The organism is Moraxella sp. CTOTU47616 (assembly GCF_032017465.1).
In the GTDB taxonomy this organism is placed as follows: domain Bacteria; phylum Pseudomonadota; class Gammaproteobacteria; order Pseudomonadales; family Moraxellaceae; genus Faucicola; species Faucicola tetraodonis.
The window spans coordinates 80,632-105,746 of sequence record NZ_DALZPU010000008.1 but is presented as its reverse complement, the minus strand read 5'-3'; the positions used below and the strand labels follow the sequence as shown (position 1 = coordinate 105,746).

Below are 25,115 nucleotides of genomic sequence, written 5' to 3'. Positions count from 1 at the left end.
CATGGTATGAATCAAATTCAAACTACGTGGGGCAAGCTGCCTAATGATGTTCTCAAAGAACTTAATCAGCGTTACTGGCAAAATTTAGGCAGATTTAAACAACTGCTGAACCATGGGATCTCCCAAGAAAATGCTATTGAAATAACACTTAAACCCCCAAGTTCTGGTAAAGTAGCCGCTCAAAACACGCTACATTTTCAAGCTTTTGTTAAAGCGTGGCAGATTTTCGAAACTCAGCATCCAAATAGCCATATCCAATTAGAAACTAAAAATTTAGGTTTTCTTGGTGAGCAATCTATTCCAGTAAAGTTAATTATCCATGACCTTAATACGCTTGCTGAAATTTTGGGCAAAGTGGCGATTGAACGCCTTGATAGTTTGCAATTTAAATTTAAAAGTCTAGTTCAACTTAGCCCAAATCCAGACACACAAAAAAGGATTTTTGATAGTTTAATTAATCACTTAGATATGATTGAACGTTTATCTAATGAACAAATTGCCAATCTAGTCATCTTGATGCCACAACTATATGAAGGTATGGGTAAAGGTAATTACCTTAGAGCGGTAAACGTCGCAGGTATTGACACTAAGTTTATAGAAAATAATTTTAGAACAATTGAGATTTTAGTGCAAAGCCTGCACCAAACCGACAAAGCTATTGCTTTAGATACCATTGATGAAAACAACCAGCTTGAATTATTAGATTGGCTCGGCTGTGAAAGTAAACCAAAAGATTGGCTATTTATCCGACCACTATGCGATGCATCAAAATTGGCTTTGGCGAATTTACCTATTTTAAAACTATCTTCTCAAACGTTATTAAACTTCGAATTACCTGCAGATAATATCTTAATCATCGAAAACGAAACACCTTGTTTTATGCTACCAAATTTAGCCAATACGATTGCTGTCGCTGGCGGTGGAAAGAACCTAACATGGTTAAAAGCACAATGGCTGAAGCATAAAAAAGTGGGCTATTGGGGTGATATTGACTCAGAAGGGCTAGCAATGCTCTCTTATGCCCGTAAATGCTGTGCTCATGTTGAGTCATTAATGATGGATAAACATACGCTAGGAAGCCATGATCATAAACGCGTTGCCGAGCCTGTTTTTAATCAAGTAGCACCCAAATTTTTAACCATTGACGAAGCCGAGTTGTTTGCGTTTATTCAGCAGCAAGATATTGACAAGCGACGACTTGAGCAGGAGTTTATCCATCAAGATGTTATTTTACAGGTATTAAAAAACTGGGTTCTTGGGTTAAAAATCTAATTTATTCATTATAGCAGTGGCATAAAGCTAATACGTTTTTTCAAACCCCGCCCTCACCAAATACGGCATATACTCCCCAATTTGGTACTGGTTTGAAAAGTATGCTGAGGTGAAATAAAAAAGACAGCTTGAGAAAAAGATGATAATTTGAGGTTATGAAGACACAAATTACAATCAGATGCTAAAGCTGTCTGGGTTTAAGTATAAAGAAAGATGGCTGGAAAATCTATGGTAAACAGAACTATCAATGCAAAGACTGCCATCGGCAATTCATCCATGGGATGGATTTAAGCTACCAAGGCTGTAAAAGCGATATTGATGACAAGATACGTTTAATGCTAGTTCGAGGCTGTAGCATTGCTGATATCGTTGTCATCGAGAAATTTAGCAAGTACAAAGTATTAAGCGTTTTGGTCAATTCCAATTATGAGATAAAACCTAAACGACGCTATTACCGAAAACTGCAAGTGGATGATTTTTGGACGTATGTAGGGCACAAGAAAAACAAGGTATGGCTTGTTTATGCCTATGACCCAGAAACAAGTGAGATTGTCGCTTTCATATGGGGCAAACGCAACTTAAAGACAGCCAAACAGCTACGAGCCAAGCTTGATGAATTAGGTGTTGATTTTGGCTATGTCTGCTGTGATAACTGGGATAGCTTTTTAACCGCCTTTGATTTTGATTTTAAAAAGGTGGGTAAATACCATACGGTTGATATTGAAGGGAACAACAATCGTTTTAGGCAAAGGCTTAGGCGAGTCTTTCGAAAGACAAGCTGTTTTTCGAAAAAGCTAGCAAATCATTTTAAAGCGTTTGATTTACTGTTCCACTATGTCAATTATGGCTGGGTCTAGGAAGCATACTTTTTATACCACAGCCAAAAAACGTATTGAATCACGGACTATATCGAATAAAGAAACCTAGAATATATTTTTCCAACTTTACGGTTATAATCAGATTAACCTTCTTACTCGACTCGTGATATGACCAGACTCTCCACTACGATTTGTGCGATGACCTTTCAAGGCAATGCCAGCAACCGCTTGCAGCAAGATGCATTTTTCTTTGTCGATGATTATTACCAAGAAGCGATTGGTATCACACCTGTGCATCGATGTGATGACGCCTTTTGTGTTGCGGTATCCGATGGTGTAGCAGAATCTAATCTATCGCAATATGCTAGCCTTAAGACAGTTAAAACAGTCAAACAACTGTGGCAAAACTATTTAGACAATTCAAATCAATCGGCTGTCATGGATATCTCAAAGATTTATGAAAAAGTCGCAACCCTACCAAAACGCTTTTATGGCGCGTCCGCGACGCTTGCCCTAGTCTATCGACCACTTGCTAAAGCCAGTGAAACCAATCCGCCCATCGTTATCAAACACATCGGTGACAGTAGAGTTTATTATTTTTCAGCTGCCACAAAAACTTGGCACTGTATCACCAGTGACCATAATCTAATCAATCAATTGATTGATGAAAAAGCGGAAAATGAAAATCGCCAAGCCGACTTTGGCGAATATAACCAAGACGGTATGGCAAGTCCTATGTATGCATTAACCGATTGTTTGATTGCCGATAGTGACTTAGACAACAATCCAATGCCTACTTTTGACAGTCAAACGTTAAAGGTCTCATCAGATGATTGCTTAGTGGTATGTACCGATGGCGTACATGACTTAGTGCCTTGCGATAAATGGCAAAGTATCGATAAGCATACCGATTTGCAAGCATGGCTTAAACAGTTACGTAAGCAGATTTATGCCTCTGAAGGTCGTGCGTATGATAACGCAACAGCAATTTTAGTAAGGTTTGATGAGCATTAAAGAAAAAAGGCGTGTGTGAAATGGAAAATAATTCATCAGTACTTGATAGTGACATTGTAAAAGTCGATAAATATGAACCACATAAAATTGCCAATGGCAAAAATGAAGTCACTTTTTTTGTGGCGAGTGATGAGGTTGATTTGGCAGATTTGCAACGCTATCGGATACAGGCGCAAACGGATTATTTGATTGCGATTAATGGCACTGGTAAAGATTATGATTGCCTAAAACTTGCGGATAATGTCATCTTGTGTTCACTAAATGAAGTGCCTTTAGTTATGCAAGCATTTCAACGACTACATAGCGGTAGTGGCATCATTGGTATGAGTTGGGACGAAGTAAAATGGGCAATTTCTGGTAACAAAAATATTGAATTTTTACATGGTGTAGCAGGTGGTGAAAATTGCGTGGCTTTAGCATGTGAACAGTTTATCTCAAAACTACAGAGACTATCATCCAACTATCCGATTAAAAACGTGATGATTAATATGTTTGCGGATATTAGTTTTGGTTGTGAGCAGCAAGATTTTATTATCCAACAAATAGATAAAAATTTAATGGTTAATGATGCGACTACATTTTATCAGTTAAGTTTCTTTCATGAGTTTGATTACTGGAAAAAAGGTGAGCAGGGTTGTTGTATCTGTATGTTTTTGGTTTATGCCGATAAAGAAGATGATATTGAGCCAGTTATTATAGAAGACGATATACCGATGAAAACCACTAATCCAACTCAAAGAGCAGGCAACTCAATTAAATAGTATCTCAGACGACAACAGCAAAGGAATAAAAATGGATAATACAACCAAGTTAACCCATTTTGCCGAACACCTTAAACAAGCTGATGGTTTACTCATCACTGCAGGCGCAGGGATGGGGGTCGATTCAGGTTTGCCTGACTTTCGAGGTGACCAAGGATTTTGGAAAGCCTATCCACCGCTAAAGCACCTTGGCAAAAGCTTTGTCGATATGGCGACGCCAGAACTGTTCCACGCCAATCCAAAATTGGCTTGGGGTTTTTATGGTTTGAGGCTCAATGCGTATCGAGCAGTCGAACCGCATCAAGGTTTTCATCTACTTAAAAAATGGTCAGAAACATTACCCAATCTTAAAAACGGCTCATTTGTGTTTACCAGTAATGTCGATGGTGAGTTCCAAAAGGTCGGATTTGACGATAATAAGGTTTTTGAATGTCATGGCTCAATTCATTGGTTGCAATGTTTGGATAATTGTACCCGTGATATTTGGTCAGCCGATAGCTTTGTGCCTGTTGTTGATGAATATCATTGTCAATTAATCAATGATTTTCCCTTTTGTCCGCACTGCGGCGGAATGGCGCGCCCCAATATCTTGATGTTTAGCGATTGGCATTGGCAATCGCAGATGCAAGACGAAAAAGAGCAGAAGTTAATGGCTTGGCTAAAGCAAGTTAACAATCTAGCCATTATTGAATTGGGGGCAGGGACAGCTGTGCCGAGCGTGCGAAATTTTGGTGAGCGGTTAGTAAATCATTCAATTAACGAGTCGGTGAGTCTACTGCGTGTCAATATACGAGAACCGCAAGTGCCTAATAAGAGTAATTGTTTTGGGGTGAGTGTGGGGGCGTTGGAGGGTCTGATGTTGCTAAATGAAATTTTAATTTCAAGCTAGAAAAATATTTTATAGATATTAGTTTGATGATATCATTTATTGAAGAGTAGTTTAAATAAATACAATATGTTTTAAGAGGATCTTAAATTATGAAAAAAGGTGCAGATATATCTTCATGTGAACGTTATAGATACTCACTTTGGAGAATTTGGGATGAAAATAAGCCTTTGATTGGGTTTGTTGGATTAAATCCTTCAACTGCCGATGGAGAATTTGACGACAAAACAATCTCACGATGTATTAAATTTTGTGAGGAGTGGGGTTTTGGTGGATTTTATATGATGAATTTATTCGCTTATAGATCGACTGATTCAGGAATGATGATGAATGAAGAAAATCCCGTTGGCGATGATAATAATAAATTTTTGGCAGAGCTTGGCAACAAAGTTCAAAGAATAGTAGTTTGTTGGGGCAATAATGGTGCTTTTCGAAATAGATCAAATGAAGTTCTAGAAATGTTAAAAGGCAATGATTTGTATTGTTTAGCAATTAATCAATCTGGTGAACCTAAACACCCCTTATATGTAAATGGTTCTGCTCAACTTATTCCTTATATTATTTCTGGTGAATTATAAATTGAATAGATTATGACAAATGTAAATTTAAGATATTAATAATTTATTATTAATTCATTATTTTTTTTAATCTAAGAAATTCCCAAAACCTAAGCCATTGGCTGCAACCAACGGTAATCGCCTTTTATATTGGAAGGCAAATAAAATGAATATTATGGAAAAAAACCGTGGCGAACGCTTGATTTTACTGTATCAATATTTACCCAAAGGCGAAAAAAACGCCAAAACGCTAAGCGAGCTATTAACCAGGTTTAACCCCACAGGCGACAAAGCCAAAAGCCGAGCCAAACTACTAGAGCAAGATTTGCTTTCTTTATACTCTTTATTTGGTGACAACTCTATTTGTCGTATGCCAGCATGGGAAGAAGGGTCAATCGCAGGTAAAACCCCAAAATACTACCTTCACCCCAACTTTACCCTAGATAGCTTTGACAATGAAAACCTATTTTTTTGGGAAATGCTTGATAAATTCACTGCCAACTACTTACCTAAAAATATTCACAATAAATTAACTGCCAAGATTGCGAATGTAAAAAATCATCAAAATCTGCAATATCAAATTAGTCAGCTTGGGCAATGGAAAAACCACCTATTTACGATACCAAGTTTATTGCAAGCGCCTAAATACGATGAGCATATTCTAAAAACCATTCATCAAGCCATTATCGATGGCAAAAGGTTAGAAATAAGTTATCTAGCGAAGTGGGCAAATGAGCCTGTTACACGGTGGGTTTATCCAAGGGGATTGATATTTATTGATAATATGATTTACCTAACTGCTTTTTACAAAGTAGAGGAAAGTATATCGACGCCTGAAAAAGTCTACTTAGATGCCAATCGAAATTACGCCATCATACGCATCCAATCCGTACAGATTTTAGAAGAACCAATACCCAATTGGGTGAATGATTTAAGTTTGGAAGAATTAAGTCGAAAGGGCGTGCTTGAAACCCATCTAACGCAGCGAGGAAAGACAATTACATTAAAGCTTAAAATTAATCATATGGCTGCCCAACATCTGACCGAGCGACCGCTATCAAACGATCAAACTTTAGAAAAAATGGATGAAGAAAACTTGTTACTTACAGCGACCGTGATGAATACCGTAAGGCTTGAAGATTGGCTAATCAGTATGTCGCATACGTCAGAAGTTATTGAGCCTGTTAAGCTCAGAGAAATTATTATTGATAGATTGACGGATGGACTGAATCAATACGCCAAATAAGATCATCAAATAGTAGTTTTAGATTAAAATTGAAATAATTTCAAATTAGTGATAATTAAAAACCAAAATAGAACTAATTTTACATTAATGATTTAAGATTAATATGCTTTTTTATGTCATTTATAAGTATCATCCATAACTACTCAATTTAATCGTAAAGCCAACAAAATATTGGCGAAAAAGCTGCTATTCCTAAAGCAATCTACGTGATCGATGAACTATATGTAGCATAAATATCTCATTTTACGTGACAAATATCAGAGTTTGAAGAAATAAACCGATATTAAATGACTTTAAATACATCGTAAAAAAATCCCTGGAACTATTTTAGTTTCAGGGATTTTACCTTAAAATCATTTAAGGTCATTAGGTGTAATTTTAGCGCCGAAAATTTGCCAAGGTCGGGTTTTTTTAACCCACAGCCAAATCTTTCATACCCCACAGCCAACTAACCACAAAGCAGATTTACTCTGTTTGGTAATCTGAGGCGTGGATAGGGGTGTTTGGCTAATATTGTGGGTAAGCTCGCCTACATTAAGACCGCAGCTGGTCAAAAGCGCGGATAATAATTGATATTTGACGGCATAATTCATGTTTTGGGTATTGGCAATGGTGTGGGTAACCATACCGACCACTTCGCCTGTGGGAAGCAGGAGCGGACTGCCACTTGAGCCAGGCTGAATTGGCGCAGTAAACTGCATAAAACGAATATCATTGCCAATGCCTTGTAGCCCTGCGATATTGCCTTGGGTGACTTGTAATTGGCTACCAAGACCTGTTAGCGGAAAACCAAGCGTGGTAATCTGCTCACCCAGCAAGTCATAGCCACGTTCTCGCACGGGCAGATAACTTGGTAAAGGCTGATTGACTTTAAGTAACGCTGTATCACTACCTTCATCTGTCAGAACCACTTGGCATTCCATATCGGGATATCCTTGTTGACGCAGTGCGATTTGCGTTGTCCCGTCCACCACATGCTCACAAGTGAGTAAATGATAGGGGTCAATCGCAAAAGCTGTCCCAGTCCAAGTGTCACCTGGCTGAGGGCGAGGACGTCTGTTGTCTGGTAGGGCGTGCAAAACGTTGCCTGTCGTCATGTTATTAGGGTAACGGGCGTCAAGGCTGATTTGTAAACGTTCGGCAAAATTGGCTAGACTTTGACTAGATGTTTCCGCGAGTGCTCGGCATTTATATTGCCCATTACGCTGGTAGATCTCCAGTACAATACTGGCTTTGATATGGCGCTCTGGGGTATGAAACGCATAGTCAATATCACTACCGACTTTGATACCCAGATCATTGACTTCCACGGCTGGGGCAATCACACTCGCGTCTTGGTAAGCATACACGATCAGTTGCAGATACTGGGTTTGATTTTGGGAAAACACATGGGCTAAGTCTAATATCCAAACATGGATTTTATCACTCTCGACTGTTACCGTTGCCCAATCTTTGCTTTCATGCAGATAAGCAGGGCTGGTAGTTGCTCGGCGACTTGCATCCATCGCTATCCAAACGCAGCCCATCTCAACCCCAAAACGACTGGCATTTTGGCTAGTTACTGTCACTTGGCAAGGCGTTTGGGGGATAGGCGTATTTGCCCCAGGTACCAAAGTTGGCATCGTGTTTCCTTATTATTTTTTTTATTATCCGAATAAAAAAATACCCTATTGACTGCAAATAGAGTCAAATAGGGTATTGTTATCTACAATTAGACGTTAGGCATGTGGTGTAATGGCAGGCATCAAATCATGAAAGGTACGACCACTGGCAATTTCACCAATGGCATGCATTTTCCATTCACCATTGTGGCGATAAATCTTTGCTAAAATCAGCGCGGTATGACTGCCTTGGGCTGATAAGTTATAGCGAGCCACTTCGCTATTATTGCCGGCATTAACGATACGACAAAACGCATTGGCAACTTTCTCAAATGTTTGACCCGTAAAGCTATTCACAGTAAATACCAGTGACTGTACATGAGCAGGGACACGAGATAAATCGACATTGATGACTTCATCATCGCCATCCCCTGCGCCTGTGCGGTTATCGCCTGTATGAACGATACTACCATCCTTTGACTGCAGTTGACCAAACCAAATTGCATCGATGGGCTGTTTGCTCGCGTCAAACATAATGCAAGATGCATCCAAATCGATACTATCATTACTACCGCCGCCACCGAATAGACTGCCCAAAAAGCCACCGGATTTTGGGGTGGATGCAACATCCCACCCTAGACCCATTTTGATATGAGTCAGTGCCGTGCCTGCTTCTTTATCGAGTGAAATTTTTTGTCCTTTTTGTAGACTAACCGCCATCTTCATATCCTTTATTTAATCAGTTTTTATCATTATTTTAATGGTAAATTGCTGCTTGAAATCCGATTTAGCCGATATTTACGCCATATTGTTGGCACATAGCAGCTAAGCCACCTGCATAGCCTTGACCCACCGCACGAAATTTCCATTCGCCATTGTGTTTGTAGACTTCGCCAAACACCATCGCAGTTTCGATGGAATAGTCTTCTGCTAAGTCAAACCGTACTACCTCTGCCCCTGTTTCTTCATTGACCACACGGATAAAGGCATTGGATACTTGACCAAAGTTTTGATTACGAGCTTGGGCATCGTGGATTGTCACAGTGACAGCAATTTTTTCAATATCGGCGGGTACTTGGGAAAGATTGACTTTGATTACTTCGTCATCACCGTCACCTGCCCCTGAGCGGTTGTCCCCGGTGTGTTCAACTGCACCGTTGTCAGATTTTAGTTGGTTATAAAAAATAAAGTCATGGTCGCCGCGTACTTTGCCTGTATTATTAAGCAAAAATACGCTGGCATCTAAGTCAAATTCTGCCCCTGATGTGGCACGCTCATCCCAACCTAGACCAATTAATAACCGTGTTAAGCTTGGATCTGTTTTTGACAGGGATAAGTTACCGCCTTTATTAAGTGAAATAGCCATTTGTATCTCCTATATTATAATATTGAATTAGCTAAAATTTTTCTGAGGGTGTTTTCCTCCCTTAAATTAAACAATTATCTGTATAAAGTCAAAGCTCTATTCGTTATTTTAACGCTTTAATCATTATATTTTTTTAGAAACTTAAAAATGAATTAAGTAAGAACTTCCTCACAATCTTTTCAATAATAAAGTAAGGAAAGCCAGACTGGTAAATTGAAGGCTCGTATTTAAAAGCGACTTGACTAGTCGCCGTGTGGCGAAAGCTATGGAAAATAAAGGCATGTTCTTCAAGTCAACTATCCCACAGCATTGTTGTTGGTCATTGTTATTTTATTAGCGCAACCAATTAACATGCGAGCATCTTTATAGGGCTAAATACTAACGGTTTAACTGTTGACCCAATTGAATCGCCATCGCGATATTATAGGCAGTCTTTTCAACATTCTGTTTTGCTAAAGCAAGTGCCTCATCAAGCGAGCCTAAAGTTTGAATACTGGGAATCGCTATTGTAAAACCATCGTCTTTCCAATGGCGGTGTGGGTCATCGACCACGCCACAAATGGCGATAACGGGCACATTGACTGCTTTGGCGAGTGATAGCACGCCTGATGCCACTTTGCCCATGGAGGTTTGAAAATCCATCTTCCCTTCACCGGTGATGACCAAATCTGCTTGCTGAATCATTTGCTTAAGATTACTAAATTCACTTACCAGCTGAAATCCGCCAGTCAGTGTTGCCGATAAAAACGTCATTAACGCAAAACCCAAACCGCCTGCGGCACCTGCGCCTGCTTCATTACGATTATCGGGGAAATTTTGACGGCTGGCAATATTGGCAAAATGGCTAAGGGCATTATCTAAAATAACGATATCGTCTAGCGTCGCCCCTTTTTGCGGGGCATACACATGGCTAGCACCGAGTTTGCCACATAATGGATTGGTCACGTCACAGGCGACAGTAATACTAATATCAGCGATTTTATCGCTAACCCCACTGCTGTCAATAAACGCCAATGCCGCTAAAGCTTTACCGCCTTGCGCAAGCTCATGATGCTGTGCATCCAAAAAACGATAGCCCAAGGCCTTTAGCATACCTGTACCTGCATCATTGGTAGCACTGCCACCGATACCCAGGATAATATGTTTTGCGCCTTTATCAATCGCATCAAGTAGCATTTCACCCACACCATAAGTGGTCGTGATACCTGGGTCTCGCTCTGACTGTGTCAGCAGGTGCAAGCCAGCACAGCTTGCCATCTCAATAATGGCAGTTTGATTGGGCAGTAGCACATAGCTTGCCTCAATCGCGCGCATCAAAGGGTCATGTGCAATGATACGTTGCCATTCGCCAGACAGCGTTTCTTTAAGCGCGGCAGCCGTGCCTTCACCACCATCTGCCATTGGGATTTTAATGAGGTCAGCCTCTTTAAAAACAGTGGTAAATCCTGTCTCAATGGCATCACATACTTCACTGGCAGTGAGACTTTCTTTAAATGAATCTGGGGCAATGACAATTTTCACGGTGCTTTTCCTAAAGTTATTTTATGACAGGGTATGACTTAAAGTAGAATAATCGATAATAACCAGATAAACACCATACTGACGACCCCTTGGATACCTGTAGCGACAGTATGTGCTTTATAGGCTTGTGGTACACTCATACGACTAAACTGACTGACAACCCAAAAATAGCTATCGTTGGCATGTGATACGGTCATCGCGCCTGCCCCAATAGTACAATCATCGGAACATCCTTTTTCCCGTAGTTTCATGAGTTAACTGAGTTTATCCATCACATCAGCTAACTGTAGCAAATATGTACGAAATAATATCAGAACTTTTGACTGACATACCGTATTATTTCTAGAGATGATTTCAAAGTATTGCGATACTTAATTTAACCGTAAAAAGGACTTTGATACGATGAACCAGCAAATAAAAAATCAGCACGACCTTAAACAGTATGAACAAAATTTTCCTTTAAACCTGCCTAGCAGCACCTATCAGATGTTATGTGATAGCGAAGCTCAGTTTAGCGATAAAAAAGCCCTTACCTTTGTGTTAAATGCTACGCAGTATCAAAACAGCACAAGCTATAGCTATGGGGATTTATTGGCATATATACGTCAAACCGCCAATATGCTTTATTCATTGGGCGCGGATAAAAATACGGTCATTGCGATTTTATTGCCAAATTTACCCGAAACCCATTTTTGTATCTGGGGTGGCGAGGCAACGGGTATTATTTTTCCGATTAACCCACTGCTTGAACCTTCTGTGATTGCCGGCTTATTAAATGAAGTCAAAGCCAGGCTACTCATTACGCTTGCGCCATTACCCAATCAAGATAATAAGCCGCAGCTTTGGGACAAGGCGGTCGCGGTTGCCAAGCTTACCCCAAGTTTGCGGCATATCATTGGGGTGACGATGGCTCATCATTTCGCCCATCAACTTAACATAACCTTGCCAGATGCAAGTAAAGAATTTGTACAGCAATTACCAGAGAGGGTCACCTATCATGACTTTTATACTGGGATGGCCAACCAGCCCAAAGATAGATTAATTAACACCCGTACCATTGGGCCTGAGGATTTGTCTTCATTCTTTGGAACCGGTGGTACAACTGGCATGCCCAAAATCGCCATGCGTAATCATAAAAATGAAGTCGCCAATGTCTTACAGGCACGGGCATTGTTTGTTGATGACATGCTAAATCAGGGCAATGTCGTGCTGTGTGGACTACCTCTATTTCACGTCAATGCCGTCATGGTTACAGGATTATTACCGTTATCGATGGGGGGTGAAATTTTGCTGGTTTCGCCAGAGGGCTATCGCGGCGATGGGGTTATGGCGAATTTTTGGGCGATTATTGCGCATTATCGCGTAAACTTTTTTAGTGGTGTACCCACGCTTTTTGCTGGATTATTAAATCTACCTATTGGCAGTCATGATATTGCTAGTTTAAAGCACTGTTTGTGTGGCGCAGCTCCGATGCCGATAGAAGTATTCAAGCAATTTGAAAAACAAACAGGGGTACAAATCATTGAAGCGTACGGTATGACGGAAGGCAATTGTGGTAGTTCCGCCAACCCAAGATTTGGGGAGAAGAAAATTGGTTCAATAGGGCTACGTTTCCCGTATCAGCCTATGCAAGTGATGATGCTTGATGATAATGGCAAGTTTGTGCGAGTTGCTAACACAGGCGAGGTGGGCAATATTTGTATTCGCGGCGATAATGTGTTTGTCGGCTATTATTTGGCGCAGCAAAATCAAGGAATTTGGGTAACTGACTCTGACAATCAAACTTGGTTTAATTCCGGCGATTTGGGCTATCAAGATGCAGACGGCTACTTTTTCTTAACGGGTAGAAAAAAAGAGTTAATTATCCGTGGGGGACACAACATTGACCCAAAAATGATCGAAGAGGTGGTTTATCAATATGACGGGGTAGCTGGCTGTGCCGCCATTGGTAAGCCTGATAGCTATACAGGCGAGTTACCTGTTTTATTCGTTGCCCCTAAGCCGGGTGTCAGCTTAGACACTGATAAACTCATGCAATTTTGCCAACAAAACATTGGCGAAAAAGCGGCGATTCCTAAAGCCATCTACGTGATTGATGCATTGCCTTTAACGGCAGTGGGTAAAGTATTTAAACCTGCACTAAAACGTCAAGCGACGGTGATGGCTGTCAGTGAATTACTACTACAACATCATATCAAGGCTACCGTCAGCAGCAAAGATGATTCTACTTATGGGTTTATTGTGCTAGTCAAGCTAGATGGCGATGCATCACATCAACCACAAGTCAAAACCGTGTTAGACCAATTGGCCATTCATTGGCAGTGGGATGAATAGGTTTTTAACTGATCAAAGCAACCACTTGATTAAGCGATGGTACAAGACGCATTAACCCTTACAGCGTTTTTCGAAAATCACTGGCTGACATATTAAACTGCTGTTGAAAGGCTCTGGAAAAAGATGCCAAATTGAAAAAGCCAGTCGCCATTGAAATGGTGGTCACTGGCATGGTGGTATGTTGGAGTAGGTTTTTAGCATGGTCTAATCGTAAATTAAGATAATACTGTTGGGGTGAGACCCCTAGCTGTTTGGCAAATTGCCGCTGTAGTTGTCTTTCAGAAATGCCGACATATTTAGCAATGTCCGCTAGCGTGAGCGGTTCTTCGATATTGGTTTTCATTAACGTGATAGCATCGATGACATGGGCGTAGCTATGACTGAGGGTTTTTGGTTTGGGTAGATGTTGGATGCTCGCTGGCTCTCGGATAGCGGTGATGACAAACATGTCTTGAATTTTTTCAACGATTTCTCGCCCAAAGTGCTGTTTAATGATGTGCAGGGTCATATCAAGCGCACATACCCCGCCAGAGCAGGTGTAGAGCCGATCACCAATGGTAAAAATATGGTTTAAGAATTTGACATTGCCAAATTGTTCCTGAGCCAGCGTAACATTTTCCCAGTGCAGCGAGGCTGATTGATTGGCTAACAACCCGGCATTCGCAAGCGCTATTGCCCCCGTACAAAGCCCCCCTAACGCAATATCCCGAACGGCTAAACGCTCCACAATCCCCTTTAGCGCGTCTGTCATTAAATTTTCGGCTTCATAGCCCCCGCAGATAAACACGAGTTCACAATCAAATAGATGTTTGATTTCAGCGGTATGAGTGACTTGTACCCCATTACTGGCACTGGTCTGATGACCTGCAAAACCACTAATAATCCAGCTATATACGGGCTGACTACTGACATAGTTTGCCATTCGTAACGGCTCGATGACATTGCTAAAAGCCATCATGGTAAAGCCATCAATCAATAAAAAACCAATTTTTTTAATATTCGCTGTCATAAATATAGTATGAATGGACAAGCCGTGTTGTCGTAATTAATCAAAAAAATGTCGTCTTATGAAAAACTGAATTTTTAAATTTGCGTATGATGAGGGATGTGGAGAGCAAAGATTTTCTTAACATCAACCTAAACCTCGTGAGGCGCAAACAATGAATCAGTCAGTTAAACATATGATAAATAAAGCGGCTAGCCTGGATACTGCACTTAGCATGCCAAGCTTAATCCAAATCAAAAATGGCGAGAAGGTCAAGCCGACTTTTAGCGCCCAAGAATACCAAAACCGTCAACAAAAGCTTAAAGCCTATATGGCAAAAAGCGACATTGATAGCGTGTTATTCACCTCCTATCACAATATCAACTACTACGCAGACTTCTTATATTGCTCATTTGGACGCTTCTATGGTCTGGTCATCGACCAAGACAAAGTAGTGACTATCTCCGCCAATATCGACGGTGGACAGCCTTGGCGACGTACCATGGGCGATGACAATATCGTCTATACCGACTGGCAACGCGATAACTACTTTAAAGCCGTGGCAAGTCAAATCAAAAATAAAGGCAGAGTGGGGATTGAATACGACCACTTACCCATCGAACGTTTGAAAAAACTCCAAGACGCGTTGCCCAATGTCGAATTTGTCGATATCAGCCAAGCTTGCATGAAAATGCGGATGGTGAAATCAGTCGAGGAAATTGCCCTTATCAAGCAAGGTGCACAGGTTTGTGACATTGGTGGGGCAGCGCTCGTCAACGCCGTGCATGAAGGGGTTCCTGAGTATGAGGTAGCGTTAGCCTCTACGCAAGCGATGGTACGAGAAATCGGGCAACGCTTTGAGCATGTCGAGCTCATGGATACTTGGACGTGGTTTCAATCAGGTATCAACACCGATGGCGCGCACAATCCTGTGACCAATCGCAAAGTGCAGCGCAATGATATTTTAAGCTTAAACTGCTTTTCGATGATTGCAGGCTACTATGTGGCGCTGGAGCGTACGCTGTATTTTGGTGAGCCTGATGCGGCAACGCTCAACTATTGGGAAATTAACTGCAAAGTGCATGAAGAAGGCATAAAACTCATCAAACCTGGCGTTCGTTGCTGTGATATCGCCTTAGAGCTCAACAAAATCTATGCCGAATATGGCATTTTAGACCGCCGCACCTTTGGGTATGGGCACTCATTTGGCGTGTTGTCACACTATTATGGTCGTGAAGCAGGGTTAGAGCTGCGTGAAGACATTGATACGGTACTTGAACCAAATATGGTCATCTCAATGGAACCGATGATTATGATTCCAGAAGGTATGGCAGGGGCAGGCGGTTATCGTGAACATGATATTTTGGTTTTAACTGAAACGGGCACTGATAATATCACAGGCTTCGCCTATGGCCCTGCGCATAACATTATCAGTTAGCTTACTTTAGCATGACTTACTACCAACCAAGGGGAAACTAAATGACAACTTTTGCACTTTCACCCACTGCCGTAGCAATGCAACAACCAGCTACCGAGCCATATGTTAAAGATCCTGTGTTACTCAAAAAAGCCGCCAAAGCCAGTTTTATTGGTAACTTTGTCGAGTGGTTTGATTACGCATCGTATGGCTATTTTGCCACGGTCATCGCTAGCGTATTTTTTGCTAAAACCGATGCAACCGTCGCGTTGATGTCAACTTATGCAATTTTTGCGCTATCCTTCATTGTCCGTCCGTTTGGGGGTATTTTTTGGGGACATATTGGCGATAAATACGGTCGAAAAGCGGCTTTATCTTGGTCGATTTTGATTATGTCAGGTGCCACTTTCTTAATCGGATTGTTGCCAAGCTATGCCACCGTGGGTATCTTAGCGCCTGTGTTGTTGTTATTGCTGCGTATGATTCAAGGTTTTTCAGCTTCGGGAGAATATGCAGGGGCATCAGCATTTATGGCAGAGTATGCGCCCCCCGACAAAAAAGGGTTTTATACCAGTATCGTACCTGCCAGTACATCCGCGGGTCTATTACTGGGCTCACTGATTGCGGCAGCTATGACCGCCTTTATGGATGCTGACTTTGTACAAACTTGGGGCTGGCGTATTCCGTTTTTATTGGCTGCACCACTGGGTCTAGTGGGTCGATATATGCGGTTGAATCTTGAAAAAACCCCGGCTTTTAAGGCTTTTGAAGAAAGCACCATTGAAAAACCGGTGCCAATCAAAAATTTGTTTGCCAACCATAAAAAAACCTTGTGTATTGCCTTTATGTTATGTAGTTTGAATGCGGTGGCTTTTTACTTAATCCTAAGCTATATGCCGACTTATTTATCGACCCAAATGCACATCAATGAAACGCAGTCGCTGCTAGCTGCCTCCATTTCATTAGTCGCTTATATCGGTATGATTTTCACCATGGGTAAACTGTCAGACAAATACGGTCGCAAAACCATGCTGATTATCGCATCTGTATTGTTTATCGCGTTGACCGTGCCTTTGTTTCATATGCTAAGCATGGGTGGGTTTTTAACCATTGTGTTGATTCAACTGCTGTTCTCGCTGTTATTATCCGTCAATGACGGTACACTACCGGCTTTTTTAAGTGAGATTTTCCCAGTCGAGGTGCGTTATTCAGGTTTTGCTTTCACCTTTAACTCAGCCAATGCCCTACTTGGCGGCACAACCCCGTTGATGGCAACTTGGTTAATGAGCAAAACAGGCAGTCAAATCGCGCCAGCTTGGTTATTGGTGATAGCAAGCGTAATCGCGCTGGTAGCAACGGTGATGTATAAAAAATCCGATAGTGTGTCTATGTTAGAAAAAGGTTAGAAAGACGTTAGAAAAACGTTAAAAAGATGTTAGAAAAATAATTGATTAACCACGGTTATCAATAACCCCATGAAGTTAATTTAAGTTTTTTCCCAAAGTGGTTTTAGCCAACCTTGTTTGCTAGAATCACTTTTTTTATCCCCCATTTTTTAGGAATTGCCAGTGACTCGTAAACCCGCTTTCGCTACCAACCAATCCCGTAACACGCGCAATCATGCGACGATGGGTGGCTTGCAAGTCATTGTGGCGGCTATCTGTTGGGGCACGCTGGGTATCTTTACCACTTATCTCCATCAACTGGGTTTTGATAGTGTGCAAATTGCCATTTTAAGAGTGGTGACCGCTGCTATGATGCTACTGATATTATTGCCATCGTTGTGGACGTCTATTAGGCGGTTATCGGTCGGCGAGATATTACAGTTGAGTTTGCAATCGTTGATTGGTGTGCTAGGCATGACGGTTTGCTATTTTATCGCGGTCAATTTTGTGGGGGCGGGCATTGCGGTATCGCTACTATATACGGCGCCGATTTTTAGTTTGGTACTGGCATTTTTTTTATTAAAAGAACCGATAACAAAAAAATCATTTACCTTAGCTTGCATCGCGGTATTGGGCGTGGCACTGACAACGCTGAGTGAAAATTTTACATTGAGTTGGGGGATTGTGTTTGGTCTATTGTCTGGGGTGTGCTATTCACTGTATGGCATTTTAGGAAAAAAAGCCTTACACAAACACTATCCACCAACCTTGGTGTTTTTTAGTTCGGTGGTGATTAGTGCCATGGCTTTATTATTCCTACCGATGACCTATCAAACCTATGCCAAAGCATTCAGCATGCCTGTCATCACTTGGTTGTGGGTGATGGGGCTCAGCCTAGTGGGTACCGTGATTCCGTTTTTCTTGTATATGTCAGCCTTACATAAACTCCCTGCGACCAAAGCCTCGGTATTCACCGTGTTTGAGCCGTTTACCGCGATTGTATTGTCGATCGTATTACTGCACCAATCGCTCAATGGCATGCAGTACTCAGGGATGATATTAATCCTTTTAGCCACCCTCCTAAACTCTATTAAACTGCCCTTGCAGCGGCATCGGCAACTGACAGAAGTCGATACTCAAGTCTAATAACAGCCCAAACCGTGTAAACATCCCTGATTTGGGCTTCAGCATGTTGGTATCAATGTTATATCCATATTGGTATCAAAGCTCACTGCACCAATGTGGCACAGCCCTTGCATTCTATAAAACCATATATTTTTCATATAGTTAGATAGATATGGCTTGGCACTCAGTCCTTACTTTAGCTTTTGACGCCCAACATGCGGGTGAGCATGCGCGCACCAATTTGGTACAACGCCACCACCAAGGCGCCTTGCGGGTACAAAAAGCCTTGTATCCTGAAAGCGGTGAACAGCAAGGTATTTGTCATGTCATCATGCTGTATCCGCCTGCTGGCATCGCCTTAGGCGATAAACTCGATATTGACATTGGCGTAAAACATCACGCCCACGCTGTGATTACCACGCCCGGGGCAAATAAATGGTACGGCAATTTACCAAGTTACACCGCTAACAAGCAAACCGATGATAGCCCATCAGCCAGAAAAACCCAAGAAACCAAAAAAAACCAAGAAACTCAAGAGAATTCAAATAGTTATGCTGTTCAAAATGTCACGGTTTATCTACAAGATGACAGCCGTTTTGAATGGCTACCGCAAGAAAACTGTTTTTATAACGCAAGTTTTGCCCATGCCACCAATCAGTTTTTTATCAGCCCAGCTGCCAGTGTTATCGCTTGGGAAATTAACCTGTTAGGGCGAGAGTATCATGGCGAGCGCTACAGTACAGGCGAGATGCGGTTATCAAACCTATTTTGGCGCGTGGATGAGCAGCCCAAATTGCTGCTTGCTGATACCTTACATCACTGTGCCGAACACGATTGGTTTGGCTCAGCCGTGGGTCTCAATAACCATAGCGTCTTTGCGAGCTTATGGGTTGTGCCAAGCGTTGATGCGCAAAAACAGCTGATTGAATGGGTCAAGCAATTACGCTTATTTATCGACCACCATAGCTTGCCTGTCTCTTGCACCCAAACAGGCGAGGTGATGATTATTCGCTATTTGGGGGATGATGTCCGCCAATGTTTTGACAGTTTTGGTGCAGTTCGTGGTGAGATTCGCACTTTAATGTGGCAACAAGACAGTCATTTGCCCCGAATTTGGGCGACGTAGTGGCAGTGACGGTCTAATTTTTAACACTGAAAAAATAATTGGAGTAACCCATGCATTTAACCCCCGCCGAAAAAGATAAATTACTTATTTTTACCGCAGGATTGGTTGCCGAACGCCGCAAACAACGTGGCTTAAAACTTAACTATCCAGAAGCAATAGCCTATATCAGTATGTTGGTACTCGAAGGGGCAAGAGAGGGCAAAACAGTGGCACAGTTGATGGGCGAAGGCACCACGTGGCTTAGGGTTGAGGATGTGATGGATGGCATCGCTGAGATGATTGACGATGTGCAAGTGGAAGCAACCTTTCCCGATGGTACCAAACTGGTGACCATTCACCAACCGATTGTGTAATTTAAACAGTATAAGGGGTAAACCATGAAAGTTGGCGAATATAAGCTAAAAGACCAAGCCATTATCCTTAATGAAGGGCGCGCCGTCCAAACTATTTTGGTCAAAAACACCGGCGACAGACCGATTCAAATCGGCTCTCACTACCATTTTGCCGAAGCCAATGACGCACTGGCGTTTGACCGTGACAAGGCGCTCGGGTTTCGCTTAAATATCTTATCGGGTACGGCAGTGCGCTTTGAGCCCGGGCAAGCGCGATCAGTCGAACTGGTCGAGTTTGGTGGCAATAAGGCGATTTTTGGGTTTGCTGGGCGGGTGATGGGGCAAGCCACCGCATCTGTGGATACCGCAAGTTTGCCAAAATCACAAAAATCCGTACCCCGCCAAATGTATGCCGAGCATTTTGGCTTAACCGTGGGGGATAAACTGCGTCTTGCTGATACCGAGCTGTGGCTCGAAGTGGAAAAAGACTTTACCAGCTATGGTGAAGAGGTCAAATTTGGTGGTGGCAAAGTGATTCGTGATGGCATGGGGCAAGGGCAGCGCCCATTTGCTGAGGTGGCTGATACCGTGATTACCAACGCGCTTATTTTGGATTATACCGGGATTTATAAAGCCGATGTGGCAATAAAAGACAGCCGAATTTGGGCGATTGGCAAGGCGGGCAACCCCGATGTTCAATCCAATGTCACCATCGCCATTGGCGCAAGCACCGAGATTATTGCAGGTGAAGGCAAAATTTTGACCGCGGGCGGGATTGACACCCATATTCACTTTATCGCGCCACAGCAAGCGGAGGTTGCCTTAATGTCTGGGGTAACCACCATGATTGGCGGTGGTTCAGGGCCTGCCCAAGGCACGCTTGCCACCACATGCACCAACGGCAAATACCATATCGAAACCATGCTCAAAGCCCTTGATGATATGCCCATGAACATTGGGCTACTGGGCAAAGGCAATGTTAGCTTGCCGCAGCCGATTATCGAGCAAATCGAAGCGGGCGTGGTCGGGCTAAAACTGCATGAAGACTGGGGCACCACGCCGCAAGCGATTGATAACTGCTTGAGCGTTGCCGAAGAGTATGATGTGCAAGTGGCGATTCACACCGATACGCTCAACGAAAGTGGCTATCTAGAAAGCACGCTAAATGCCTTTAAAGACCGCTGTATTCACACCTTTCACACTGAAGGCGCAGGCGGCGGGCACGCCCCTGATATTTTGCGGGCGATTGGCGAGCCGCATGTGTTGCCGTCTTCGACCAACCCCACACGTCCGTTTACTATCAACACCATTGATGAGCATCTCGATATGCTGATGGTCTGCCACCATTTGAGCCCTGCGATTGCCGAAGATATCGCCTTTGCCGAGAGCCGTATTCGCCAAGAAACCATCGCCGCTGAAGATATTTTGCACGATTTGGGGGCAATCTCGATGATGAGTAGCGACTCGCAAGCGATGGGAAGGGTGGGCGAGGTGATTATTCGCACTTGGCAAACGGCGGATAAAATGAAGCGCCAACGCGGATTTTTAGCACCCGATACAGTAAGCCAAAATGCGTCTAACAGTGAGCTTCATGACATCGACCCAGTGACAGAAGATACAGTGACCGAAGATACAGTGACCGAAAATGACAATTTTCGCATCAAACGCTATATCGCCAAGTACACCATTAATCCTGCCATTACCCACGGTATTGCCGAGGAAGTCGGTTCGGTAGAAGTCGGTAAATGGGCGGATTTGGTGCTATGGTCGCCCAAATTCTTTGGGGTGAAACCTGACACGATTTTAAAAGGTGGTAGCATCGCCGCTTACCCGATGGGTGATATCAATGCCTCCATTCCAACCCCGCAGCCGGTGCATTATCGTCCGATGTTTGCAAGCCTTGGCAAAGCCACCCACCAAACCAGTATCACCTTTGTATCCAAAATCGCCTTTGACAACAATATCCAACACAAACTTGGTTTGCAAAAAGTGATTCGCCCTGTGCAGGGTATTCGGAAAATTCGCAAAAAAGATATGCGGTTTAATAGCTATTGCCCTGAGATGTCGATCAACCCAGAAACCTATGAAGTACGTGCCGATGGTCAGCTTCTCACTTGCGAGCCGTCGGCTGTGTTGCCAATGGCACAGCGGTATTTCTTATTTTAAATGTGATTTTAGCCATGAATGCCAATGTGATGACTAGAACCGAACAATCTCATCTGTGATGAATGTGGCAGTGAGTTTTTTAACAGTGTATCGCCAATGCAAAATCTTTGCCCAAACTGTTCGCATTGGCTGTACGGGCTTAACAACTGTGAACATCAATTTAAAGAGGGTCGCTGTCAACAATTCGGTTGTCATGGGCAAACTTCTAAATAGGTAGAAAATTTAACAAAGGATAGTAATGAAAATTTATAATCAACGGGTGCAACAGTTAACTGACCAACAGCAAGCAGATTTGGTCAACCAACAAGCAAACGGGCAGTTTTTGCAGCTCGACTTTGACACACGCCAGCGGTCACGCTTTCGTGCCACCCTGCAAAATGGTGAAGCGGTCGGTATCGACCTGCCACGCACAGGTACGCTCAAAGATGGGGATGTGGTACAAAATGCGTCAGGCGACATCATACAAATTTTTGCCAAACCGCAAACCCTCACCAAAGTCACCGCTGACAATGCTTTTGAACTGATGCGCGGGGCGTACCATTTGGGCAACCGTCATGTGCCTTTGATGTTGGTTCAGCATGACAATGATTATGCCTTATACTTTGAGCCCGATTATGTGCTTGCCGATATGCTGGTGAAATTAGGCTTAACCGTGAGCGAAGTGGCGCACGCCTTTGAACCCGAAACAGGGGCATATGGGCATGGCGGGCATTCACATGGGCATGATAATCGGTTAAGCCATGCAGATACGCAAAGCACAATCATCGGTGATTTAACCAAAGCCACGTTTTTTTCATGAAAACGATGACAACAACGTCGCACCTCACACAGACGACACCGCCACAACAATTGCTTAAGCTGATGATGCTGGCGTCGAGCAATTTGCCGATTGGTAGTTATACCTATTCCCAAGGCGTGGAGTCTGCCATTGAGCAAGGCTTTATCCATGATGAAGCCAGTAGTTTGGCGTTTTTGCAGGCGTATCAACAAGAGGTTTTACTCAATTTTGAACTGCCGCTGATGGCAAGTATGATGCAGCTGTCAGCGCAAAAAAATCACCACAGCTTGGTGGATAGTCTAGCCAATTTTTATGGGGCAAGCCGTGATAGCCATGAGTTTTTATTAGAGAGTCAACAATTGGCGCAGGCATTTTGTGCCTGGCTCGATGGCGTGCTCGACCTTGCGATGCCACAAGATTGGATAGCGCAAGGCTATTTACCGTTATTCGCTCGCTTGGCGTATTTTTGGCAACTGCCGATAGCCGATAGCCTGACGACCTATGCGTTTGCTCAAATGGAAAATCTGACCTTAGCGATTGTCAAAACCTTACCCTTGGGACAAATGGCAGGGCAACGCATTATTTGGCAATTGGGGCAAGCGATGGATGAACCGATTGCCAAGCTTTGCCAAACGCAAGCCAGCAAAGTCAAAACGGCATTGACAGCCATCCATCATCGGCAAGCGGTTGTGGCTAAGCTACAAGACATTGCGCCACAATTTTTACAGGCACAGCAGCATGCCCAAACATTACTGATTTTAATCAAACACTTGCAACTATCAGCGTCTGTACCGTCGTTGGCAGAATTATCCTGTCATCATGAACAACAATATAGTCGTCTGTTTCGTTCCTAAACCCTGTCTTTAATATCATTCACAAGGAAAACCTCATGACTGGCTTTACCCAAAAAAACCCAACCCAAGCGCCTCGCTTATCCCCATTACGCCTTGGCATTGGCGGGCCTGTTGGCTCTGGCAAAACCGCTTTGACCTTGAGTCTGTGTCGCCGTCTTAAAGATGTGTACAACATGGCGGTGATTACCAACGATATTTATACCAAAGAAGATTCGGAGTTTTTGACCCGCCACGATGCCATGCCCGCTGAGCGGATTATCGGCGTGGAAACGGGCGGCTGTCCACACACAGCGATTCGTGAAGATGCGTCGATTAATCTTAATGCCGTGGCCACCTTGCAAAATCGCTTTGACGGTCTTGAGCTGATTATCATTGAGTCGGGCGGTGATAACTTGGCGGCGACCTTTAGCCCAGAGTTGTCGGATTTAACCATTTATGTGATTGATGTGAGTGCAGGCGATAAAATCCCCCGCAAAGGTGGACCCGGGATTACTAAATCAGATTTGCTGATTATCAACAAAACCGACCTTGCACCACTAGTGGGCGCGGATTTGTCGATTATGGACAAAGACGCCAAAAAAATGCGCGGCGATAAGCCGTTTGTGTTTAGCAACATGAAAACTCAAGACGGTTTGGATGACATTATCAAATTTATCCAACAACAGGGCATGCTAAGAGCGCTAGAGATTCCGTCACAGCCGGTACAACATTTACCAAGCTCAAGCGAAAATATGTAAAAAATGCGATAAAATCAAGGAGACATAATGAAAACTTTAACCCAAAAAACACCCCAAAAAATAGCGTTGGCAACCGCGCTTTTTAGCCTTTCAAGCTTGGCAGTGGCGCATGTCGCTCATGATTTAACCCATCATGCAGGTGCAAGTTCGGTAGATTTAATGGCTGCCGTCACCGCAGGGCTCATGCATCCTATCTCAGGTCTTGACCACGTGGTGCTTGCAGTTGGCATGGGCATGGTGTTTGCCCGTCACAAAAAACTGGGTTTAGGCTTATTGGTGACAAGCCTACTGTTAGGATTTGCTTTGGTGCAACTAGCTCATGTGGCGATTGGCTCATCGATTATTGAAGGTGCGATTTTGCTATCGGTGGTGTTGACAGCGGTCGCAGTTTTGGCGCAGCGCACCAAGATAGCACAAGCCAAACAGAAAAGCTTTTCGCTCATGATGGCGATCAGCTTATTTGGTTTGACGCTATTTCATGGTATGGCGCATGCCGTGGAGATGCCAGTCAGTAGCGTGAGTCAAGGGTTTGGCTTAGGCATGATAACCGCGATGTCTGCCTTGTTTGCTGTGGGTGCAGGGGTGATGAATTGGGTAAAAGCACAATCCCATGCGCATCCCAAGCTGTCTTGGCTACCTTCGATTATAGCGGCATTGGGCATGGCAATGGTATTGGCTAACTAGTGATTAACTAGGGATTAACAACATTTTTGATAAAAAGTGCAAGCTGTCTGGCTTGCACTTTTTTTATGCAACAAATTGGGTCATGTCATAAAGACACTGGCGATAAAGCATTGTTTAGCGTCAGTCAATGCTAGAGCAATGCCAAATAAA

Annotated in this window: 24 protein-coding genes and 1 pseudogene; 18 read left to right on the top strand and 7 right to left on the bottom strand. The window is 43.0% G+C overall.

The features are described from left to right. Positions 1-6 precede the first annotated feature (6 nt). The 7 genes from RTS10_RS09615 (at position 7) to RTS10_RS09585 (ending at position 6,554) form a co-directional block, all read left to right on the top strand. A complete protein-coding gene (locus RTS10_RS09615; protein WP_312540115.1) occupies positions 7-1,272 on the top strand; it encodes a Wadjet anti-phage system protein JetD domain-containing protein in 1,266 nt (421 codons plus the stop codon). 191 nt (positions 1,273-1,463) lie between these two features. Continuing rightward, positions 1,464-2,129: an IS1 family transposase gene (locus RTS10_RS09610; RefSeq protein ID WP_312117055.1), complete on the top strand. Its 666-nt coding sequence runs from the start codon at positions 1,464-1,466 to the stop codon at positions 2,127-2,129. Positions 2,130-2,258: 129 nt separating this feature from the next. Further along, the gene (locus tag RTS10_RS09605; RefSeq protein WP_312384846.1) at positions 2,259-3,104 is read left to right on the top strand and encodes a PP2C family protein-serine/threonine phosphatase; all 846 of its coding nucleotides are present in this window, start codon (positions 2,259-2,261) and stop codon (positions 3,102-3,104) included. A gap of 20 nt (positions 3,105-3,124) precedes the next feature. After that, entirely contained in the window at positions 3,125-3,865 is a 741-nt protein-coding gene (locus RTS10_RS09600; protein WP_312116990.1) for a hypothetical protein, read from the top strand. A 31-nt stretch (positions 3,866-3,896) separates the two neighbouring features. Continuing rightward, on the top strand, positions 3,897-4,754 hold the full coding sequence (locus tag RTS10_RS09595) for an SIR2 family NAD-dependent protein deacylase (RefSeq protein WP_219332360.1): 858 nt from the start codon (positions 3,897-3,899) through the stop codon (positions 4,752-4,754). An 89-nt stretch (positions 4,755-4,843) separates the two neighbouring features. Continuing rightward, complete coding sequence (locus tag RTS10_RS09590) at positions 4,844-5,329, top strand: DUF1643 domain-containing protein (RefSeq protein ID WP_203172500.1); 486 nt, start codon at positions 4,844-4,846, stop codon at positions 5,327-5,329. Positions 5,330-5,474: 145 nt separating this feature from the next. Continuing rightward, entirely contained in the window at positions 5,475-6,554 is a 1,080-nt protein-coding gene (locus RTS10_RS09585) for a helix-turn-helix transcriptional regulator (protein ID WP_312540112.1), read from the top strand. 431 nt (positions 6,555-6,985) lie between these two features. Here RTS10_RS09585 and RTS10_RS09580 read toward each other — a convergent pair whose 3' ends face one another. The 6 genes and pseudogenes from RTS10_RS09580 to RTS10_RS09560 form a co-directional block, all read right to left on the bottom strand. Beyond that, entirely contained in the window at positions 6,986-8,176 is a 1,191-nt protein-coding gene (locus RTS10_RS09580) for a S1 family peptidase (RefSeq protein WP_312540111.1), read from the bottom strand. Between the two features lie 96 nt (positions 8,177-8,272). Beyond that, the gene (locus RTS10_RS09575; RefSeq protein WP_282849443.1) at positions 8,273-8,875 is read right to left on the bottom strand and encodes a TerD family protein; all 603 of its coding nucleotides are present in this window, start codon (positions 8,873-8,875) and stop codon (positions 8,273-8,275) included. Positions 8,876-8,942: 67 nt separating this feature from the next. Then, complete coding sequence (locus RTS10_RS09570) at positions 8,943-9,521, bottom strand: TerD family protein (RefSeq protein WP_065252628.1); 579 nt, start codon at positions 9,519-9,521, stop codon at positions 8,943-8,945. 168 nt (positions 9,522-9,689) lie between these two features. Beyond that, positions 9,690-9,773: pseudogene (locus tag RTS10_RS11020) on the bottom strand (IS5/IS1182 family transposase); the annotation flags it as partial. A 126-nt stretch (positions 9,774-9,899) separates the two neighbouring features. Further along, entirely contained in the window at positions 9,900-11,042 is a 1,143-nt protein-coding gene (locus RTS10_RS09565; protein WP_312540109.1) for a glycerate kinase, read from the bottom strand. Between the two features lie 38 nt (positions 11,043-11,080). Further along, entirely contained in the window at positions 11,081-11,293 is a 213-nt protein-coding gene (locus RTS10_RS09560; RefSeq protein ID WP_159676802.1) for a GntT/GntP/DsdX family permease, read from the bottom strand. A gap of 151 nt (positions 11,294-11,444) precedes the next feature. On the opposite strand from RTS10_RS09560, the gene RTS10_RS09555 reads away from it, so the two are divergent. After that, the gene (locus RTS10_RS09555) at positions 11,445-13,376 is read left to right on the top strand and encodes an acyl-CoA synthetase (RefSeq protein ID WP_312540108.1); all 1,932 of its coding nucleotides are present in this window, start codon (positions 11,445-11,447) and stop codon (positions 13,374-13,376) included. A gap of 58 nt (positions 13,377-13,434) precedes the next feature. Here the strand turns inward: RTS10_RS09555 and RTS10_RS09550 are convergent, their stop codons facing one another. Beyond that, positions 13,435-14,385, bottom strand: a complete 951-nt coding sequence (locus tag RTS10_RS09550; RefSeq protein WP_312540106.1) for a GlxA family transcriptional regulator — start codon at positions 14,383-14,385, stop codon at positions 13,435-13,437. Positions 14,386-14,557: 172 nt separating this feature from the next. Between RTS10_RS09550 and RTS10_RS09545 the strand changes: the two genes are divergently transcribed. The 10 genes from RTS10_RS09545 (at position 14,558) to RTS10_RS09500 (ending at position 24,965) form a co-directional block, all read left to right on the top strand. After that, positions 14,558-15,799 (top strand): aminopeptidase P family protein, encoded by a 1,242-nt coding sequence (locus RTS10_RS09545; RefSeq protein ID WP_409455601.1) that lies wholly within the window; start codon positions 14,558-14,560, stop codon positions 15,797-15,799. 77 nt (positions 15,800-15,876) lie between these two features. Then, the gene (locus tag RTS10_RS09540) at positions 15,877-17,184 is read left to right on the top strand and encodes an MFS transporter (protein WP_312540130.1); all 1,308 of its coding nucleotides are present in this window, start codon (positions 15,877-15,879) and stop codon (positions 17,182-17,184) included. A 162-nt stretch (positions 17,185-17,346) separates the two neighbouring features. Further along, the gene (locus tag RTS10_RS09535; protein WP_312540103.1) at positions 17,347-18,309 is read left to right on the top strand and encodes a DMT family transporter; all 963 of its coding nucleotides are present in this window, start codon (positions 17,347-17,349) and stop codon (positions 18,307-18,309) included. Between the two features lie 151 nt (positions 18,310-18,460). Further along, positions 18,461-19,414 (top strand): urease accessory protein UreD, encoded by a 954-nt coding sequence (locus RTS10_RS09530; RefSeq protein ID WP_062333399.1) that lies wholly within the window; start codon positions 18,461-18,463, stop codon positions 19,412-19,414. A 50-nt stretch (positions 19,415-19,464) separates the two neighbouring features. Continuing rightward, a complete protein-coding gene (gene ureA, locus RTS10_RS09525) occupies positions 19,465-19,767 on the top strand; it encodes an urease subunit gamma (protein ID WP_060995978.1) in 303 nt (100 codons plus the stop codon). Between the two features lie 24 nt (positions 19,768-19,791). Next, positions 19,792-21,912 (top strand): urease subunit alpha, encoded by a 2,121-nt coding sequence (gene ureC / locus RTS10_RS09520; protein WP_312540101.1) that lies wholly within the window; start codon positions 19,792-19,794, stop codon positions 21,910-21,912. 238 nt (positions 21,913-22,150) lie between these two features. Next, positions 22,151-22,711 carry an urease accessory protein UreE gene (ureE, locus tag RTS10_RS09515; protein ID WP_312540100.1) on the top strand — a complete coding sequence of 187 codons (561 nt, stop codon included), beginning with the start codon at positions 22,151-22,153 and terminating at the stop codon, positions 22,709-22,711. Further along, positions 22,708-23,544, top strand: coding sequence for an urease accessory protein UreF (locus RTS10_RS09510; protein ID WP_312540098.1), 837 nt, complete (start codon positions 22,708-22,710; stop codon positions 23,542-23,544). The genes ureE and RTS10_RS09510 overlap by 4 nt, the downstream gene beginning before the upstream one ends. Positions 23,545-23,579: 35 nt before the next feature. Next, a complete protein-coding gene (gene ureG / locus RTS10_RS09505) occupies positions 23,580-24,281 on the top strand; it encodes an urease accessory protein UreG (protein WP_312523147.1) in 702 nt (233 codons plus the stop codon). A 27-nt stretch (positions 24,282-24,308) separates the two neighbouring features. Then, the gene (locus RTS10_RS09500) at positions 24,309-24,965 is read left to right on the top strand and encodes a HupE/UreJ family protein (RefSeq protein ID WP_312540096.1); all 657 of its coding nucleotides are present in this window, start codon (positions 24,309-24,311) and stop codon (positions 24,963-24,965) included. Positions 24,966-25,115 lie beyond the last annotated feature (150 nt).